We start from the raw sequence: 17495 nt of genomic DNA, 5'->3' as shown, positions 1-17495 counted from the left end.
GACACGGGTTTAAGGCGTCACCTACTCCAGAGTCAACGGAGATTCCCTCCAATGGAGCGAATTTCCAGGGGTGAATAATTAAGGCGGCTTAATATTCAATAACCGTAATTGACCATCGTCAATTTTCGTCGTTCCGTGCCGGATGCGCGGGAAAACGTTTGGCTTCGCTACATGGACTCACAAATCCTCTCGCTTCGTGTCTGGCCTGGGACATCAACGGGTTCCATCATGAAGTGGACAAATTCCAACGGTCGGCATTCGGGGCAGGACATGAACGGTTCACTCATCGAGATCATCGGCAGCGCCATCGCCGCCGCTCGGCGGTTGGGCCTGGATCATGCCGAGGAACGCGACGCGGCGCGGGCGGTGCTGCTGGCGCGGGACTCCAGCCTGACCCCGGGTGTCGCCCGAATCCTGGTGGACGAGCTTTATTCCCAGGCGGCGGCCTGCGCCGCCTGATCCGGTGGGGAGAGACGGTGACCGGACAATCCTACCGCTGCATCGCCATGTTGTCCGAGGCCCGGCGCCTTTACGGCGAGGGCAAGTATTCGGAATGCCTTCGGCTCATCGACAGCGTCCGGTCGTGCTCTTCCCAATGCGGCGAGCAATCGGTCTGCGCCATGGCGCTGCGTCTGGCCGGTCCCATGATCGACGATCTGGTTCCGGTGGAATAGCCCGAAGCTTCAGAGGTCCGCCAGTTCCACCGCCGGCGACGGCCCCATGGCGGGAAACAGCTTGCCCGCCATGCGGGAGAAGCGCTCCGGCGCGTCGGTGGAGATCAGCTGAAGGCCGCCGCCGCTTCCCCGTGGGGCTTCGCGCCCTTCCAGCAATCGGACCAGCATGGACGCGGTCGCCTCGGCGCAATCCACCAGGGTGACGCCGGGCCCGGCCAGGCGCGCCAAGGCGGGGGCCAGCAGCGGGAAATGGGTGCAGCCCAGGACCAGGCAGTCGCCAGCCTCGCCGTCCGCTCCCTTGTCCCTATCGAACAGCGAGCCCAGGTAGTGGCGCGCCACGCTCTCGACGATGGGGCCGTCGGTCAGCCCCTCCTCGGCCAGGGCGACGAACAGCGGACAGGGGATGCAACGCACTGTGGCGTCCTGGCGGCGCAGCGCGATGGCGCGCTCGTAGGCTTCGGAGCGGCAGGTGCCTTCCGTGGCGGCGACCACGATGCGCCCTCGGGCCGAGGCGCGCGCCGCGCCATCGGCGCCCGCTTCCACCACGCCGAGGACCGGCAGGCCGGGAAAGCGCTCCGAAATGGCGTCCAGCGCCACCGCCGAGGCGGTGTTGCAGGCCACCACCAATGCCTTGATGCCCTTCTCAACCAGAAATTCAGAAGCCTGGACCGCATAGCGGGTCACGGTGCGCGGAGATTTGGTGCCGTAGGGCTGGCGGGCCACGTCGCCCAGATAGAGCAGCTTTTCATCGGGCATGGTGCGCCGAATGGCTGCGGCAATGGTCAGCCCCCCCACCCCGGAGTCGAAGATTCCGATTGGATATGTCGCTGGTATAGCATCGAATGAGGTGAACACTGTATGTCCGTGTTGTGAAGTCATTGGAATCTTTTACTCGAGGGTCCACATGATTGGACGGGGAATGAAGATTCTCCGATATACCTGGGAATTCAGGCCTCCACGCACTTGGACGGCTTGGGTAAATATCTTATAAACAGAACCTGCTTCTAATCGCTTCGGCCGCTTGGTTCAACCGTCGCCCGGTGGGAAGGATAACGGGTCTTGGAATTAATGGGGCAATCCAGCATCGCGGGCGGCACCGGCGCCTGCCTTCCACCGGCTCGCCCCGTGCGCTGGTCGCTGGCCCGCAAGGTCTCGCTGGCGCTGGTTTCCATCCTGACCGCCACCTTGCTGGTAACCGCCTTCTTCGCCTACTACAAGTTCGAAAGCGTCTATTCCGCCCAGGTGCAGTCCCGTTACTCCTTCGTGGTGTTCACCATCAAGAAGAGGGTGGAGGACAGTCTCAACCTGGGGTTTGCGTTGCGCCAGCTCCGCCAGGTGCAGGAGATCATCGAGCGCGAGAAATCCCGCGACCCCCAGATCCTGGCGGTCGAGGTTTACGACTACCGGGGCGAGGTGCTGTTCGACACCGATCGCGGCGCCATCGGCACCCGGGTGTCCGAGCCCCTGGCCGAGGCCATCCGCAGCGGCATGCAGCAATCGTTCAGCGTGGTGGACGAGGACAACCTGATCGTCGGCCTGCCCCTGGTCAACAATCTGGGCAAGGTGGAAGGCGGCGTCGTGCTGCGCTATCCCATCGCCTATGTGGAACGGGGCGTTGCCGGCCTGCTGACCCAGTTGCTGAAAAGCATCGCCGTCGCGTTGCTGGCGGCCTCGGCCGTGGCGGTGGTGGGGCTTTACGTCCTGTTCGCCGGAGTGGGGCGCAAGCTGGGCAGCATGGAAAAGGCCATGGGGGATGTGCTGTCCGTGGGGGGGCTCGCCGTTCCCGACGCGGGCGGCGATTCCTTCGAGGAGCGCTTCGCCGAGTTCGTGGGCAAGACCCGCGAGACCATCGACCACGTCAAGGACGCCACCGACGAAGTCGGCCGTCTCGACCGGCTGATGTGAGGGCCGGGCCATGACCCTCGACCGCACCCGCCCGCTGTTCCTCCGCCTGCTGCTGCTGGTGATCCTGGTTCTGGTGCCGCCGGTGGGCTGGATCGCCCACGAGGCCACCGACGAGTTCAGCCGAGGCCTGGTTCCCGAGATGGACAAGAAGGCCGAGGCCATCGGCCGCGACCTGGAGGCCTCGGTGGAGCGGGCGGTGGGCTACGGCATTCCGCTCGACCAGTTGCAGGGGGTGGATCAGTTCTTCGCCCCCGTCCTGGCCGCCAACCCGGAACTGCGCTATCTGGCCATCACCGATCGCAGCGGCAAGGTCCTCTTCGCCGAGGGCGCCGAACCTGCGGCCCTGGAATCCGTCTATGGCGGGGCGGATTTCACCGCCGACATGGATCATCCGCGCAAATTCACCCTGGGCGCCTTCATCGACATGGCCCAGCCCCTGACCATCAAGGGCAGCCGCATCGGCCATGTCCACGTGGGCATGGACCAGGATTATGTGCGGGGAAGGCTGCAGGAGATTCTCATCGACCTGGGCGTGGTCACCCTGGTGGCGCTGCTGGTGGCGGTGGAAATCCTGCTGTTCGTGGTGACCTTCAACATCACCGGCCCCATGCGGGTGGTGGGTGTGGTGATGGACCGGGTGAGGCGGGGCGACTTCAGCTGCTCGGCCGGAATCACCTCGGACGACGAAGTGGGGCGCTTCGTTCACGGCTTCAACAGCGCCATCCGGCTCGCCGACCAGCTGTTCCGCCGGCTCGAGGCCTATATCGACGAGGTCAAGGCCGCCCATTTCGACCAGGGCGTGGTCGAGAAGGTGAGGGACATCGAATCCCGGGTGCGGTTCCTGTTCCGCTTCTCCCGCAACGGCCAGCCCGAGATCATCAACGAGCATCAGGCCACCGACATCCGCCTGCCGCTGTTCCTGTTCGTGTTCGCCGAGGAAATCTCGCGCTCGTTCATGCCGCTCTACATCCGCGACCTGTACGCCCCCATTCCCGGCCTTTCGCCCGAAATGGTCATGGGGCTGCCCATCGCGGTGTTCATGCTGGTGATAGCGCTGGCCTCGCCGTCGGCCTCGCTGATGGCCAACCGGCTGGGGGCGCGCCGGGTGTTCCTGATCGGCCTGGTGCCGGCCACCATCGGCTTCGTCATGTCGGGGCTGGCGGTGTCGGTCTACGATCTGATCCTCTGGCGTCTGTCCACGGCGCTGGGCTACGCCTTCATCACCATGGCCTGCCAGGGCTATATCGCCCAGGTGTCCAAGCAGCAGAGCCGCACCCAGGGACTGGGAGTCTATGTGGGCGCCGTGCTGACCGCCAGCGTGTGCGGCACCGGCATCGGCGGCGTGCTGGCCGAGCGGATGGGATACCGCGTCACCTTCCTGGTGGCGGCTGCGCTGACCGTGGTGACCGCCGTGCTGATCTGGCGCCTGCTGGACAGCGCCCAGCCCGTGGCCGAGGGGCCCAGCCCCCGCAAGCGGGACTTCCTGCGCCTGCTGCGCAACTGGCGCTTTTCGGCGCTGGTGGCCTTCGCGGCCATTCCGTCCAAGATCGCGCTGACCGGCTTCCTGTTCTTCCTGGTGCCGCTGACCCTGTCGCGGAACACCTCCCTCGATCTGGGCGACATGGCGCGGATGATGATGGCCTATCCGGTGTCGGTGGTGCTGTTGTCGCCGCTGGTGGCGCGCTTTGCCGACCGGGTGGGCTGGCGGGCCGGTCTGGTGGCGGTGGGCGGCCTGATCGGCGGGGCCGGCCTGATTCTTCCGTCCTTCTGGGGCGAGCCGGTGATGGCCATGCAGGTGGCGATTCTGCTGCTGGGCATCTCGCACGGGCTGTCGGCCTCGCCGCAGCTGGCCATGATCCCCGATCTGTGCTGGACCGAGTGCCGCGCCATCGGCCAGACCAACGTGCTGGCCTTCCTGCGTCTGGCCGAGCGTATCGGCAGCTTCGCCGGGCCTTTGCTGGCGGCGGCCCTGATTCCGGTCTGCGGCTACGAGGGCGCCGTGGTGGCGCTGGGCTGGGTGGTTCTGGCCATGGCTGTGGTGTTCGCCCTGATGTCCTTCGCCTATCACGCCGGCCCCCACATCGAGGCGGAGTGGGACGAATGAGACGGATTTTCGCCCTGATCCTGACGTTCGCAACTCTGCTCGTGTCCGGGGCGGCCATGGCGGCCGAGCCGGCGGCCAAGCCGTTCCGCATCTACATGGCGTTGTGGCGAGGCTGGGAGGATGCCGCCCAGGGCTTCAAGGACTACTTCGCCAACCAGGGCATCCCGGTGGAGCTGATCATCCGCGACGCCGGCCAGGACAAGGCCAGGCTGGCGGAATTCGTCGCCGAGGCCAAGGCGCTGAAGGTGGATCTGGTGTTCACCTGGGGCACCACGGTCAGCGAGGAGATGCTGGGCCGTTTCGACGCCGTCGATCCGGCGCGCCACATCACCGACATTCCGGCGGTGTTCGCCGTGGTGTCGCAGCCGGTGGGCGGCGTGGTCCCCAGCCTGGGCTCGTCGGAGCGCAACATCACCGGCACGCTCTACCTGGTGCCCATGGAGACCCAGGTCAACCTGATCCAGTCCTACCGGCCCATCAAGCGGCTGGGGATGGTCTACAATCCGCTGGAGCGCAATTCCCAGGTGGCGGCCGATCAGCTCGACGGCATCGGCAAGGCCACCGGCTTCGACGTGGTGGCGCTGCCCGTGGAGGTGGAGGGGGGCAAGCCCCAGCCGTCCAGCATCCCGGCCAAGGTGGCGGAGATCAAGGCGGCGCGGGTGGATTTCCTCTATATCCCGCCGGACACCTTCCTCAACATCAACCGCGACATCCTGACCCAGGCGGCGCTGGACCATGCCATCCCCACCTTCGCCGCGGCGGAGAACCCGGTGGTGACCTCCAAGGCCATGATCGGCGGCGTCTACCGCTATTACACGGTGGGCCAGCTGACCGCCTACAAGGCGGAGCAGATCCTGGTCCGCAAGATCGCCCCCAAGGACATTCCCATCGATGCGCCCAAGCGGCTGTCGGTGCTGATCAACATGCCGGTGGTGCGCCAGATCGGTCTCTTTCCCCCCATGAAGCTGATGGGGCTGGCCGAGATCATCGAGCGCACCGAGGCCAAGGAGAACAAGCCTTGAACCCCGCCCAGCCGCCGCTCCGCATTCTCGTCTGCACCAAGATGGATCTGGCCGGGGCCCTGATTCTCAACACCTTGCTGCCTCATCTGGCCGGCGACACGGTGACGGTGCTGATGAGCGAGAAGACGCGGCCGGTGGAGAACACCGTCCCCGAACTGGCGGAGATCAAGTTCCACGAGCGCGACCTGCCCATGGACATCCTGTTCCCGCTCATCGACCGGGCCGAGGCGAAAGGGGCGCCGCTTCTCACCTTCGCCGGTCTGGCGGCCCGCTACGGCATCACCATCGAGAGCATCTCCGACCTCAACGGCCCCGAGGGCGAGGCCCGTATCCGCGCCTTCGCCCCCGACCTGACCATCTCGGCGCGCTTCTCGCTGATCTTCAAGCCCAATACCTACGAAATTCCGAGGCTGGGCACCTACAACGTCCATCCCGGCGCCCTGCCACGCTATGCCGGGCTGTTCGCGCCGTTCCGCTGCATGCTCGATGGTTCGGACTCCATCGGCTGCACGCTGCACCGGGTGGACAAGGGCATCGACACCGGCCCCATCGTCGGGATCGGCTATCTGCCCGTCGATCGGAACCGCTCGCTGCTCTGGCACGTGGTCAACACCTACCGTCCGGGCCTGGACCTGTTCCTCGCCATGCTGGCGCGGCTGCGCCAGGGATTGGAGCCCCAGTACGAGAAGCAGGATTTCAGCCTGCGCCAGTACGGCTCGCTGCCCGGTCCCGAGCCCTTCGCCGACTTCAAGGCCAAGGGGCTGAAGCTGTTCGAGCCGGCGGAATATCTTGAGATTCTGTCGGGCTTCCTGCCGCCGGACATGGCCATGCCCAGTGCGGTGGCCAAGGCGGTGGCCAACGGGCGGGGGGATGCATGCTGCTCCGTACCCGCGTAACGCTGATCGTCACCGTCACCTATTCCCTGCTGGTGGCGGGGCTGTTCTTCGCCGGCGTGAAGAACGAGGAACTGGCCGACGAGCGCTATGTCCAGGCCACGCTGAACGGCCAGCAGATCTTCTGGGACAAGCTGGTGGAGAACACCGTCCAGCGGCTGGAGGCGGCGGCGCCGCTGCTGGCCGCCAACCAGGACATGATCGCCGCCATCGCCCGCAAGAGCCCGAGCGAGGCCCGCGAGCTCATGGCGCCCACCCTTGCCGGCCTGACTCGACGGGGCGTGGGACGGGTGGAGATCGTCGGCCTGGACGGCGACCTGCTCTATACCTCCAAGGGGTCGCTGCTGGAAACGCCCCTGGTGGACGCCGGAACCGTGCGGCTGATCGCCGACAGCGGCAAGGCGCGCACCGGCATCACCCAGAACAGCGACAAGCAGTTCATCGCCGCCATCACCCTGCCGCTGCTGGGGCTGGACGGGGCGGTGGTGGGCGTGGCGACCATCGTGTCCGACTTGAGGCCGCCGCTGGAGGAGTTCAAGGCCTCCACCGGTTCCGACGTCTTCCTGGTCGACCGCGCCGGAGCCATGACCGACGGAACCAACGACCTGCTGTGGAAGGTGTTCGAGTCCAAGATCTCGGTGCGCAAGAGCCGGCTGGAAAGCTGGCGGGACGGCTCGCGCTTCTATTCCGTGGTGGTGTTCCCCCTGGCCGACGGCGAGGGCCGGGTGATCGGCGCCCTGGTCAGCGTGCGCGATTCCACCAGCACCCAGGCCCGGCAGCATGAAATCCGCCTGATCGCCATCGGGGCGGTGGGGCTGTTCCTGGTCTTCGTCCTGGCGGTGTTCTCGGTCTATCTGCGCCGCTCCTTCGACCCCCTCGATCAGGCCATCGCGGTGCTGAACGCCCTGTCGCGGGGCGACACCTCGGTGATGCTGGACGTGCGTCACGAAAACGACGAGATCGGCCGCATCGCCAGCACCGTGGGCGTCTTCCGCGAGAACGCCATCAAGATCGACCTCCTGGAGGAGCGGCGCGAGCGCCAGCGCCGCCGCCAGGAGCTGTTCATCCGCCTGCAGATGCTGCGCCTGTCCGAGATGCTGGAGCAGGACGCCCGCGAGGCGGTGCTGGACGATCTGCGCCAGATCGAGGCGCTGTCCAACCGCCCGGCCTCGGGCGACGAGGGCGGCGACGGCTCCAAGGGCGAGTTGGACGTGCTGGCGGTGGCCTTCCAGACCATGTCGTCGCGCATCCGCGAACAGCACGAGCGCCTGGAATCCCTGATCGCCGAGCGCACCCGCGACGTGGAGATATTGCGCGAGGCCCTGCGCACCCGCGACCAGCTGGCGGCGCTGCGCCAGGAGCTGGATTTCGCCCGGGAACTGCAGCTCTCGTCGCTGCCCCAGGTGTTTCCGCCCTTCCCCGACCGGGGCGAGTTCCAGATTCACGCCTCCATGGTGCCCGCCAAGGAGGTGGGAGGCGATTTCTACGACTTCTTCCTCATCGACCGCCACCATCTGGGCTTCGTCATCGGCGACGCCTCGGGCAAGGGCGTGCCGGCGGCCATGTTCATCGCCATCACCCGCTCGCTGGTCAAGGCGGTGGCGCCGCTTTCCAGCAGCCCCGGCGAATGCCTGGCCTTCGTCAACACCATGCTGGCCCGCGACAACCCGCAGACTCTGTTCGCCACCTGCTTCTATGGCGTGCTCGACACCCGCACCGGCGAGGTGGGCTTCTGCAATGCCGGCCATCCGCCGCCCATGATCGTGCGCGGCGACCGCGAGGTGGAGGCCATCCGCGACGTCTCGGGCGTGGCGCTCGGCGTGCTCGAGGATTTGGAATACGAGACCGGAAGCTTCCGGCTCGCCCCCGGCGATGTGCTGCACCTTTATACCGACGGCGTCACCGAGGCCCAGGATTCCGTCGACGCCCTCTATGACGAGCCGCGCCTGATCGCCGAGCTGGGCCGCATCGAGGACAGCGCCCCCGAGGCGGTGATCGCGGCAGTGCTGCGCTCGGTCGAGGCCTTCGTCGGTAACGCGCCACAATTCGACGACATCACCATGTTGACCTTGCGCTTCGATCAGGCTTCCATGGATTCGGATGCGCCCATGGAAGCCCGGCCCAAGCTGATGCTGACCGGTTTCCCGGCGACGGGAGGCGACGATATGGATGGCGGGGCCACGGCCAAGCCCGGACAGGATTCTGCGGCGGCGCCGGCGGCGCCCGCTCCCGCTCCCGCTCCCGCTCCCGTCGTCATGGACCCCGACCGCGTCGCCATGGTCATCGCCAACGACGTCGCCGAGCTGGAGCGTCTGGCCGAACTGGTGGATATGTTCATCGAAAAGCACGGCCTGCCGGAAAAGCTGGCCTTCAATCTCAACGTCTGCCTGGACGAACTGATCACCAATATTATTTCCTATGGGTACGATGACGAGGATGCCCATGAAATCCAGGTGGAGTTCGTCTACGATGGCCGCGAATTCGTGACCCGGATTTTCGACGACGCCAAGGAGTACGATCCCTTCACCGAGGCCCCCATCCCCGATCTCGACCTGGATGTGGAGGACCGCCCCATCGGCGGCTTGGGGGTGTTTCTGGTGAAGGAGTTCATGGACGGGACAGAGTACGCGCACGAGGGCGGCCGCAACACCACGACCCTGCGCAAAACCATTTCGGCATAGGAGAGTATGGGCTGATGGAAATTCGTGAAGAACAGGCTGGCGACGCCACCGTGCTGGTTCCCCTCGCCCGGGTGGACAGCTCGACAGCCAAGGCCTTCGAAGCCCGTGTCCTGGCGGTGGTCAATGCCGGCGCACCGAAGATTCTGATCGATTTCGGCGAGTTGGACTATATCTCGAGCGCCGGGCTGCGGGTGGTTCTGGTCGGCGCCAAGATGACGCGCGGCACGCGGAAATTCGCGCTGTGCTCCATGAAGCCCCATATCCGGGAAGTGTTCGACGTTTCCGGCTTCGCCAAGATCCTGTCCATCTACGCCGACCGGGCCGCCGCGCTGGCCGCCCTGTGAGCCGGCGATATCGGACCTGCATCGGGGTGGCTGGCGCGCCCTTCCGGTCTGCGCTACCATAGCCCGATGCGACCCTAACCGATTCGCATGGATAAGAATCGGCACGGGCCGGTGGACGAGGAGGGCAAGACAATGAGCGATCCCTACAAGAACATGGTCGAGATGCAGCGGGCCATGCTGGAGGGCTGGATGAACTCCGCCAATCAGATGATGCAGTACTGGCAGCATCTGATCGAGTTGCAGGAGCGCCTGATGCGCCAGGCCACCTTTGGCCGCGACCACGTGGAGATCGACGACGGCCCGTCCTTCACCGGCAAGTACGGCAAGCGCCGCTTCGACATCGACCCCGAACGGGACGTCTGACCGAAAGGTCCCCACGAAAAAGCCCCGCGGCCACGGCCCGGGGCTTTTTGCATTCCAGGGGAGGGGCTCAATCCTCGCCCATGCCGCGCCGCGAGATGGGGATGTCGCGGTGGATATAGGCGCTCATCACCAGCCCCCAGCCCAGCAGCAGCGACAGCATGGCGGTGCCGCCATAGGAAATCAGCGGCAGCGGCACGCCCACCACCGGCACTAGGCCCATCACCATGGCGGTGTTGATGAAGAAGTACAGGAAGAAGGTGGTGGCGATGCCGTGGGCCACCAGGCGGCCGAACTGCGAGCGGCAGCGGATGGCGATGGCGTAGCCGTAGGCCAGCAGCAGGGCATAGAGGCCCAGCAGCACCAACCCGCCCATCATGCCCCATTCCTCGGCGAACATGGTGAAGATGAAGTCGGTCTGCTTTTCGGGCAGGAAGTTGAGGCGGCTTTGCGTCCCCATCATGTAGCCCTTGCCGAACAGGCCGCCCGATCCCAGCGCGATCTTGGACTGGGTGATGTGATAGCCGGCGCCCAGGGGGTCGTCCTCGGGATTGAGGAAGATCAGGACGCGCTTCTTCTGGTATTCGCGCAGGAACTGCCAGGCCACCGGGATGGCGGCCAGGGCGCCGGTGATCACCACCACGAACTTCCAGATGCGCACGCCCGCCATGAAGAACAGGGCGCCCGAACTCATCACCAGCATCATGGCGGTGCCCAGATCGGGCTGCTTCAGCACCAGGATGGCCGGGGCGAAGACCATGATCATCGGTGGAATGAGGAACAGGGGGCGGCCGATCTCCTGCTGGCCGGCGCCGTGGAAATAGCGGGCCAGCGACAGGATCAGGGCGATCTTCATGATCTCCGAGGGCTGCAGCTGGATGAAGCCCAGATCGATCCAGCGCTGCGCGCCCATGCCGATGGTGCCCTTCAACTCCACCAGCACCAGCAGCACGAAGGCGATGGCGTAGAAGGTGTAGGCGTGGCGCATCCAGAAGCGCAGATCGATCATGGCCACCGAGATCATCAGGCCGATGCCGACGGCAAAACGGACCATCTGCTTGGTGGCCCAAGGCTCCATGGATCCTTGGGCGGCGGAATACAGGGTGGCGAACCCCACCGAGGCGATGGCGGCCAGTACGGTGATCAGCGACCAGTTGATCTGCCAGATCTTGTCGCGCATGGACATTTCGGCGCGGTTGAGGCGCGACGGCGTGCGCGGCAGCGGCCTCAGCATCTAAAACCTCCTCAGATCGGGGGCGATGGAATCGCCTCCCGTATCGGCGGCGACGCGGGCCATGTCGCGCTTTTGCACCTCGATCATGATGTCGCGGGCGATGGGGGCGGCCACCGCCGAGCCGCCGCCGCCGTGCTCGACGATGACGGCGATGGAATAGCGCGGGTTCTCCTCGGGGGCATAGGCCACGAACAGGGCGTGGTCGCGCTCCTTCCAGGGCAACTGGTCGTTCTTCTTCACGCCGGTCTCGCGCTCGCGCATGGTGATGCGGCGCACCTGGGCCGATCCGGTCTTGCCCGACAGCCACATGCCTTCCTGGGTGATGCGGGCCTTGTAGGCGGTGCCGCCCGGTTCGTTGGACACGGCGAACATGCCCTTTCTCACCCAGGCCAGGGACTGGCGGGACACGTCGAGGCTGGGCCAGGAGGGAGCGGTACGGCTTCTGGCCGTCTTTTCGCTGATCTGGTCGCGGGCCACATGGGGCACCACGGCGAAGCCGCCATTGGCGATGCGCGCCGTCATGGTGGCCAACTGCATGGCGGTGGCGGTGACGTAACCCTGGCCGATGGCGTTGATCAGGGTCTCGCCCGGGTGCCAGGGTTGCTTCAGCGCCGCCTTCTTCCAGGCCTTGTTGGGGATGATGCCCGCCTTCTCGCCGGGCAGGTCGATGCCGGTCGGCGCGCCCAGGCCGAATTTCTTGGCCATTTCGGCGATCTTCTCGTAGCCGACGCGGCGCGCCACTTCATAGAAGTAGACGTCGCAGGAATTCTTGATGCCGTTGACCAGATCCTGCGCCCCGTGGCCTTCCTTCTTCCAGCAGTGGAACTTGATGCTGCCCAGCTGGGTATGGCCCGAGCAGAACACCCGCATTTCCGGCGTGATGTCGCGGGCTTCCAGGGCGGCCAGGGCGGTCAGCATCTTGAAGGTGGAGCCCGGCGCGAAGGTGCCGCCGATGGCCTTGTTGGTCAGCGGCGAGCGGGGATTGGTGGACAGATCCTTCCATTCCTCGTTGGACAGGCCGCGATTGAAGGAATTGGGGTCGAAGGAGGGAGTGGACGCCATCACCAGCACGTCGCCGGTATGGATGTCCATCACCACCACGGCGGCGCTTTCATCGCCCAAGCGCTGGGCGGCGTATTCCTGCAGCTTCATGTCCAGCGTCAGGTTGAGGTCGATGCCGGGCTCGCCCTCCTTGCGCTCGAGCTCGCGGATGACGCGGCCCACCGAGTTGACCTCCAGCGTCGAGGTGCCGTGCCGGCCGCGCAGCGCCATGTCGTAGATGCGCTCCACGCCGCCCTTGCCGATGCGGAATCCCGGCAGCTCCTCCAGCGGATCGCCGGAAAGCTCGTTCTCCGACACCGCCGAGACATAGCCCAGGATATGGGCGCCCAAGCTTTCCAGCGGATAATAGCGGCTCTGGCCCACGTCGATCACCACGCCCGGCAGGTCGGCGGCGTTGACTTCGACGCGCGCCACTTCCTCCCAGGTCAGGTTCTCGCGCACGCTCAAGGGCACGAAGCTGCGGCGGCGGCGCACCTCCTTGTGGATGCGGGCGCGGTCGCCGTCGCCGATGGTGATGATCTTCGAAAGCGCGTCCAGGGTGTAGTCCAGCGACGGCGTCTGCTCGGCCACCACCATGACGCGGTAATTGTGCTGGTTGACCGCCATGGCGATGCCGTTGCGGTCGAGAATCAGGCCGCGCGGCGGAGCCAGCAGGCGGGTGCTGATGCGGTTGTCCTCGGCCTGGACGGCGTATTTGTCCGCCTCCATGACCTGCAGGTAGTACATGCGCGCCGCCAGGGCCCCCATCAGGGTCGCCTTGCCCCCGGCCAGCATCATGGCCCGGCGGGTGAACAGCTTGGAGCGGTCGTTGTCGTGGTACATGGCTACACGTCGCGCAGGAAGGCGAGCTGTGTCCGGGCCAGGGTCCAGGTCAGCAGCGGAAACAGGGCCAGCGTCATCAGGTACTCGAACACCACCGGGGTGATGTCCAGGGGCCTTCCCTTGACGAAGGACAGCAGCAGCCAGGCCATGCCGATGGCGCCGGCGGTCAGCAGGCTGAAGGCCCACCAGGTGACGGCGAAGGATTTGCCCAGGAAGAACTTGCGCTGGGACGCCGCCGTGCCCTGGACCAGCAGCATCACCAGGGCGTTCACCCCGAGCGGCGTGCCGGCGACGATGTCGTAGAGCAGGCCGATGACGAAGGCCAGCCAGGCAGGCAGCAGGTCGGGCCGGTAGATGGCCCAGTAATAGACCCCCATCAGCGGCAGCATGGGCGCGATGCCGGAAAAGCCGGGGATATGGGTGGGAATGGCGGTGAGAAGGAGCAGGAACACGGTGATGCCGAAGGGGACCGAGTGGCGGACCCAGGTGTCCATCTTCACCCAGACCGAGGGCTTCACTCCTCTTTCCCCCGGCGGCGGCGTTCGGGCGGCGGCGGGCGTTCGAACGGCAGGATGCCGCCCAGGCCGAAATCCACCACCGAGACGAATTCCAGGCGATGGCGGCGGACGAAGGGCTCGACCCGGACGATGCCGTCGGTCACCGACGACACCACGCCCACCGGGATGCCCGGCGGGAAGGCCCCGCCCGAGGCGGCGGTGACCACCCGGTCGCCCACCGAGATGGTCGGGCTGCCGGTGATGTAGTTCAGGCGCGGGCGCTGGCTGTTGTCGCCGGTGAGGATGGCCCGGGTGCGGGTGGCCTCCAGCATGACCGGGGTGCGGGCGTTGATGTCGGTGATCAGCAGCAGGCGCGCCGAGCGGGCGCCCACCTCGGCCACGTGTCCGGCCAGGGATTCGCCGGTCAGCACCGCCTGGCCCTTGCGCACCCCGTCCTTGGCGCCGGCGCCCAGCAGCATGCTCTGGCCGAAGGCCGAACCCATGTCGCCGATCACCCTTGCGGTGACGAAGGCGGGGTCGGGATCGGGGATGAAGTTCAGCTGGTCGTGCAGCACGGTGTTCTCGGCTTCCAGGCGCCGGGCCACCGTCTGCCAGTGCATCAGCTTGGCGTTCTCTTCCTTGAGCCGGGCGTTCTCGGTGCGAAGATTGGCCAGTTCGTGGAAATTCTCGGTGACCTGGGCGATGGTGGCGGCGGGGCGCGCCATGGCGTCCAGGATGGGGGCGATGGCGTCGGCCACCAGGGCGCGGGTGCGCTCGATCAGGACGATGTCGGCCTTGCCCAGGATCATCAGGGCCACCGAGGCCACGATCAGGGACAGGAAGGCGAAGCGCTGGACCAGCAGCCTTAATGTCGCGAGCCGACCTGCCGCACCCGACTGCTTCACCTAGCCCCTCCGTTCCTCCGCACGCCCCCGGCACAAAGGGGAAAGCGTCGGGTCGATACTACTATATCTAGTTTGCGTAAAACCACTAATTAAGGTGGTCGCGGCGCAACAAAGCCAGGGAATCAAAGCCCATCCTCCCGGCCGGGGGCCGGGAGGATTCACCGCGTCTAGTACATGCTGGTCAGCACGTTCTTCAGCTTGGGCATTTCTTCCAGGGCGCGGCCGGTGCCCAGCGCCACGCAGGACAGCGGGTCGTCGGCGATGGAGACCGGCAGGCCGGTGGCATGGCGCAGCACGTAATCCAGGTTGGACAGCAGGGCGCCGCCGCCGGTGAGCACGATGCCCTTGTCGACGATGTCGGCGGCCAGTTCCGGCGCGGTGTGCTCGAGGGCCACCTTGACCGCCTCGATGATGGCGCCCACCGGCTCGGCCAGGGATTCGGCGATCTGGCGTTCCGAGATGATCAGTTCCTTGGGCACACCGTTCATCAGGTCGCGGCCCTTGATCTCCATGGTGCGGCCCTCGCCGTCCTCGGGCGGGCAGGCGGAGCCGATTTCCTTCTTGATGCGCTCGGCCGAGCCTTCGCCCACCAGAAGGTTATGGTTGCGGCGGATATAGGCGATGATCGCCTCGTCCATCTTGTCGCCGCCGACGCGCACCGAGCGGGAATAGACGATGCCGCCCAGCGAGAGAACCGCCACCTCGGTGGTGCCGCCGCCGATGTCCACCACCATGGAGCCGGTGGGCTCGGTGACGGGCAGGCCGGCGCCGATGGCGGCCGCCATGGGCTCCTCGATCAGGAAGACGCGGCGCGCGCCGGCGCTTTCCGCCGATTCCTGAATGGCGCGGCGCTCGACGGCGGTGGAGCCCGACGGCACGCAGACGATGACCAGCGGGCTGGCGAACGAGCGGCGGTTGTGCACCTTGCGGATGAAGTGCTTGATCATCTCTTCCGCCACTTCGAAGTCGGCGATGACGCCGTCGCGCAGGGGGCGGATGGCCTGGATGTAGCCGGGCGTGCGGCCCAGCATCATCTTGGCTTCGTCGCCGACGGCCAGGACCTTCTTCTTGCCCTTTTCCTCGGCGATGGCGACCACCGACGGCTCGTTGAGGACGATCCCTCGACCCTTGACGTAGACCAGCGTATTGGCGGTCCCAAGATCGATCGCCATGTCGGCGGACATCCAACCCGTCAGCTTCGAAAACATAATACCTCGCTCACCGTACGATGCATTTTCAAGGGTCCCAACCGCGGGCGTGCTTTTATCACGCTCCGGCGGCGTCGGGGGCGGTTTTTTGCCGCTTGACCAGAAGTTTGTTCAGGGCATTGACATACGCCCTGGCCGACGCGACCAAAGTATCGGTCTCGGCGCCCTGGCCGTTGACGCTCTTGCCGTCCTCTTCCAGGCGCACGGTCACCTCGGCCTGGGCGTCGGTTCCCTGGGTCACCGCGCTCACCTGATAGAGCTGCAGCTTCACCTCGTGGGGGAACAGCGCCTTGATGGCGTTGAAGGTGGCGTCGACGGGGCCGTCGCCGGTGGCGCGCACGCTTTTCACCACGCCGTCCACCGACAGTTCCAACTCGGCCGAGGGCGGCTGGTGCTTGGTGCCGCACAGCACTTCCAGCGACACCAGCTTCAGCCGGTCGTTGCCGCGCACCACGGCGTCGTCCACCAGGGCGACGATGTCCTCGTCGAACACGTCCTTCTTGCGATCGGCCAGGTCCTTGAAGCGGGTGAAGGCGTCCTCGACCGCGTTGTCGCCCAGTTCGTAGCCCAGCTCCTTCAGCTTGGCCTTGAAGGCGGCGCGGCCCGAATGCTTGCCCATCACCAGCGAGGAGCGGTGCAGCCCCACCGAGTCCGGGGTCATGATCTCGTAGGTCTGGGCGTGCTTCAGCACCCCGTCCTGGTGGATGCCGGATTCATGGGCGAAGGCGTTCTTGCCGACGATGGCCTTGTTGGGCTGGACCACGAAGCCGGTGATGGTGGACACCAGACGCGACGCCCTGGTGATGTTCTCGGTCTTGATGCCGGTCTTGAACGGCAGCAGGTCGGGCCGGGTGCGGATCGCCATGACGATCTCTTCCATGGCGGCGTTGCCGGCGCGCTCGCCCAGGCCGTTGATGGTGCACTCGATCTGGCGGGCACCCCGGCCCACGGCGGCCAGGGAATTGGCCACGGCGAGGCCTAAGTCGTTGTGGCAATGCACCGACAGGATGGCCTTGTCCATATTGGGTACCCGGTTGATCAGCATGGCGATCAGGGCGGCGTATTCCTCGGGCACCGCATAGCCCACGGTGTCGGGAATGTTGATGGTGGTGGCGCCGGCCTTGATGGCGGCCTCGACGCAGCGGCAGAGGAAATCGTGTTCGGTGCGCGAGCCGTCCTCGGCCGACCATTCCACGTCTTCCACCAGATTGCGGGCATAGGCCACCGATTCGGCGACCTTCTCCAGCACCTTCTCCGGCTCCATCTGCAGCTTGTACTTCATGTGCAGCGGGCTGGTGGACAAGAAGGTGTGGATGCGGTGCCGGGGAGCCTGCTTCACCGCTTCGGCGCAGCGGTCGATATCGCCCCTGGTGGCGCGGGCCAGGCCGCAGATCACCGAGCTCTTGACCGCCTTGGCCACCGCCTCGACCGCCTCGAAATCGCCGTTCGACGCGATGGGGAAGCCGGCCTCGATCACATCGACGCCCATCTCTTCAAGCACCAGCGCGATCCTCACCTTCTCCTCCAGGTTCATGGAGGCGCCGGGCGATTGCTCGCCGTCACGCAGCGTGGTGTCGAAGATGATGACGCGGTTCTGGTCCATGCACTCGCTCTTGATCGTATTGGCGCATTGATCGCGCGGTCAGGAAAGAGGCGAGCACGGCCCGCCGGAAGCGGCCAGTGAAACACCGTCGTGAAACCCGTTTCACCGCGCCTATAGGAAGGCTATTTCGCGGCGCAATGTCAACAGTGATCGTGTGTCGAAATCGGGCGAAATCCCAAGG

Annotated in this window: 16 protein-coding genes; 9 read left to right on the top strand and 7 right to left on the bottom strand. The window is 66.0% G+C overall.

Going from position 1 to position 17495, the window contains the following annotated elements:
* Positions 1-270 precede the first annotated feature (270 nt).
* Positions 271-459, top strand: coding sequence for a hypothetical protein (locus tag WV31_RS01115; RefSeq protein WP_085371943.1), 189 nt, complete (start codon positions 271-273; stop codon positions 457-459).
* 17 nt (positions 460-476) lie between these two features.
* Complete coding sequence (locus tag WV31_RS01110) at positions 477-674, top strand: hypothetical protein (RefSeq protein ID WP_085371942.1); 198 nt, start codon at positions 477-479, stop codon at positions 672-674.
* Between the two features lie 9 nt (positions 675-683).
* Here WV31_RS01110 and murI read toward each other — a convergent pair whose 3' ends face one another.
* Positions 684-1553, bottom strand: a complete 870-nt coding sequence (murI, locus tag WV31_RS01105; protein ID WP_085371941.1) for a glutamate racemase — start codon at positions 1551-1553, stop codon at positions 684-686.
* A gap of 189 nt (positions 1554-1742) precedes the next feature.
* Between murI and WV31_RS01100 the strand changes: the two genes are divergently transcribed.
* The 7 genes from WV31_RS01100 to WV31_RS01070 all read left to right on the top strand — a co-directional run bounded on the left by WV31_RS01100 (position 1743) and on the right by WV31_RS01070 (position 9986).
* Complete coding sequence (locus WV31_RS01100) at positions 1743-2579, top strand: hypothetical protein (protein WP_085371940.1); 837 nt, start codon at positions 1743-1745, stop codon at positions 2577-2579.
* 10 nt (positions 2580-2589) lie between these two features.
* The gene (locus tag WV31_RS01095) at positions 2590-4683 is read left to right on the top strand and encodes an MFS transporter (RefSeq protein WP_085371939.1); all 2094 of its coding nucleotides are present in this window, start codon (positions 2590-2592) and stop codon (positions 4681-4683) included.
* On the top strand, positions 4680-5705 hold the full coding sequence (locus WV31_RS01090) for an ABC transporter substrate-binding protein (protein ID WP_085371938.1): 1026 nt from the start codon (positions 4680-4682) through the stop codon (positions 5703-5705). Before WV31_RS01095 ends, WV31_RS01090 begins: the two co-directional genes overlap by 4 nt.
* Positions 5702-6601, top strand: a complete 900-nt coding sequence (locus tag WV31_RS01085; protein ID WP_145980695.1) for a formyl transferase — start codon at positions 5702-5704, stop codon at positions 6599-6601. Before WV31_RS01090 ends, WV31_RS01085 begins: the two co-directional genes overlap by 4 nt.
* The gene (locus WV31_RS01080) at positions 6580-9279 is read left to right on the top strand and encodes a SpoIIE family protein phosphatase (protein ID WP_085371937.1); all 2700 of its coding nucleotides are present in this window, start codon (positions 6580-6582) and stop codon (positions 9277-9279) included. Before WV31_RS01085 ends, WV31_RS01080 begins: the two co-directional genes overlap by 22 nt.
* Before the next feature lie 14 nt (positions 9280-9293).
* On the top strand, positions 9294-9623 hold the full coding sequence (locus WV31_RS01075; protein WP_085371936.1) for an STAS domain-containing protein: 330 nt from the start codon (positions 9294-9296) through the stop codon (positions 9621-9623).
* 132 nt (positions 9624-9755) lie between these two features.
* Entirely contained in the window at positions 9756-9986 is a 231-nt protein-coding gene (locus tag WV31_RS01070; protein ID WP_085375412.1) for a hypothetical protein, read from the top strand.
* A 67-nt stretch (positions 9987-10053) separates the two neighbouring features.
* Here WV31_RS01070 and rodA read toward each other — a convergent pair whose 3' ends face one another.
* The 6 genes from rodA to WV31_RS01040 all read right to left on the bottom strand — a co-directional run bounded on the left by rodA (position 10054) and on the right by WV31_RS01040 (position 17314).
* A complete protein-coding gene (gene rodA / locus WV31_RS01065) occupies positions 10054-11217 on the bottom strand; it encodes a rod shape-determining protein RodA (RefSeq protein ID WP_085371935.1) in 1164 nt (387 codons plus the stop codon).
* Positions 11218-13101 carry a penicillin-binding protein 2 gene (mrdA, locus tag WV31_RS01060; RefSeq protein WP_085371934.1) on the bottom strand — a complete coding sequence of 628 codons (1884 nt, stop codon included), beginning with the start codon at positions 13099-13101 and terminating at the stop codon, positions 11218-11220.
* A gap of 2 nt (positions 13102-13103) precedes the next feature.
* On the bottom strand, positions 13104-13619 hold the full coding sequence (gene mreD / locus WV31_RS01055; RefSeq protein WP_085371933.1) for a rod shape-determining protein MreD: 516 nt from the start codon (positions 13617-13619) through the stop codon (positions 13104-13106).
* Positions 13616-14503 carry a rod shape-determining protein MreC gene (gene mreC, locus WV31_RS01050; protein ID WP_085371932.1) on the bottom strand — a complete coding sequence of 296 codons (888 nt, stop codon included), beginning with the start codon at positions 14501-14503 and terminating at the stop codon, positions 13616-13618. Before mreC ends, mreD begins: the two co-directional genes overlap by 4 nt.
* A 167-nt stretch (positions 14504-14670) precedes the next feature.
* Complete coding sequence (locus WV31_RS01045; protein WP_008618978.1) at positions 14671-15711, bottom strand: rod shape-determining protein; 1041 nt, start codon at positions 15709-15711, stop codon at positions 14671-14673.
* 58 nt (positions 15712-15769) lie between these two features.
* Positions 15770-17314: a 2-isopropylmalate synthase gene (locus WV31_RS01040; RefSeq protein ID WP_085371931.1), complete on the bottom strand. Its 1545-nt coding sequence runs from the start codon at positions 17312-17314 to the stop codon at positions 15770-15772.
* Positions 17315-17495: the final 181 nt, after the last annotated feature.

It is taken from the genome of Magnetospirillum sp. ME-1 (assembly GCF_002105535.1).
Lineage (GTDB): Bacteria > Pseudomonadota > Alphaproteobacteria > Rhodospirillales > Magnetospirillaceae > Phaeospirillum.
This window is presented reverse-complemented; position numbering and strand designations above follow the sequence as displayed.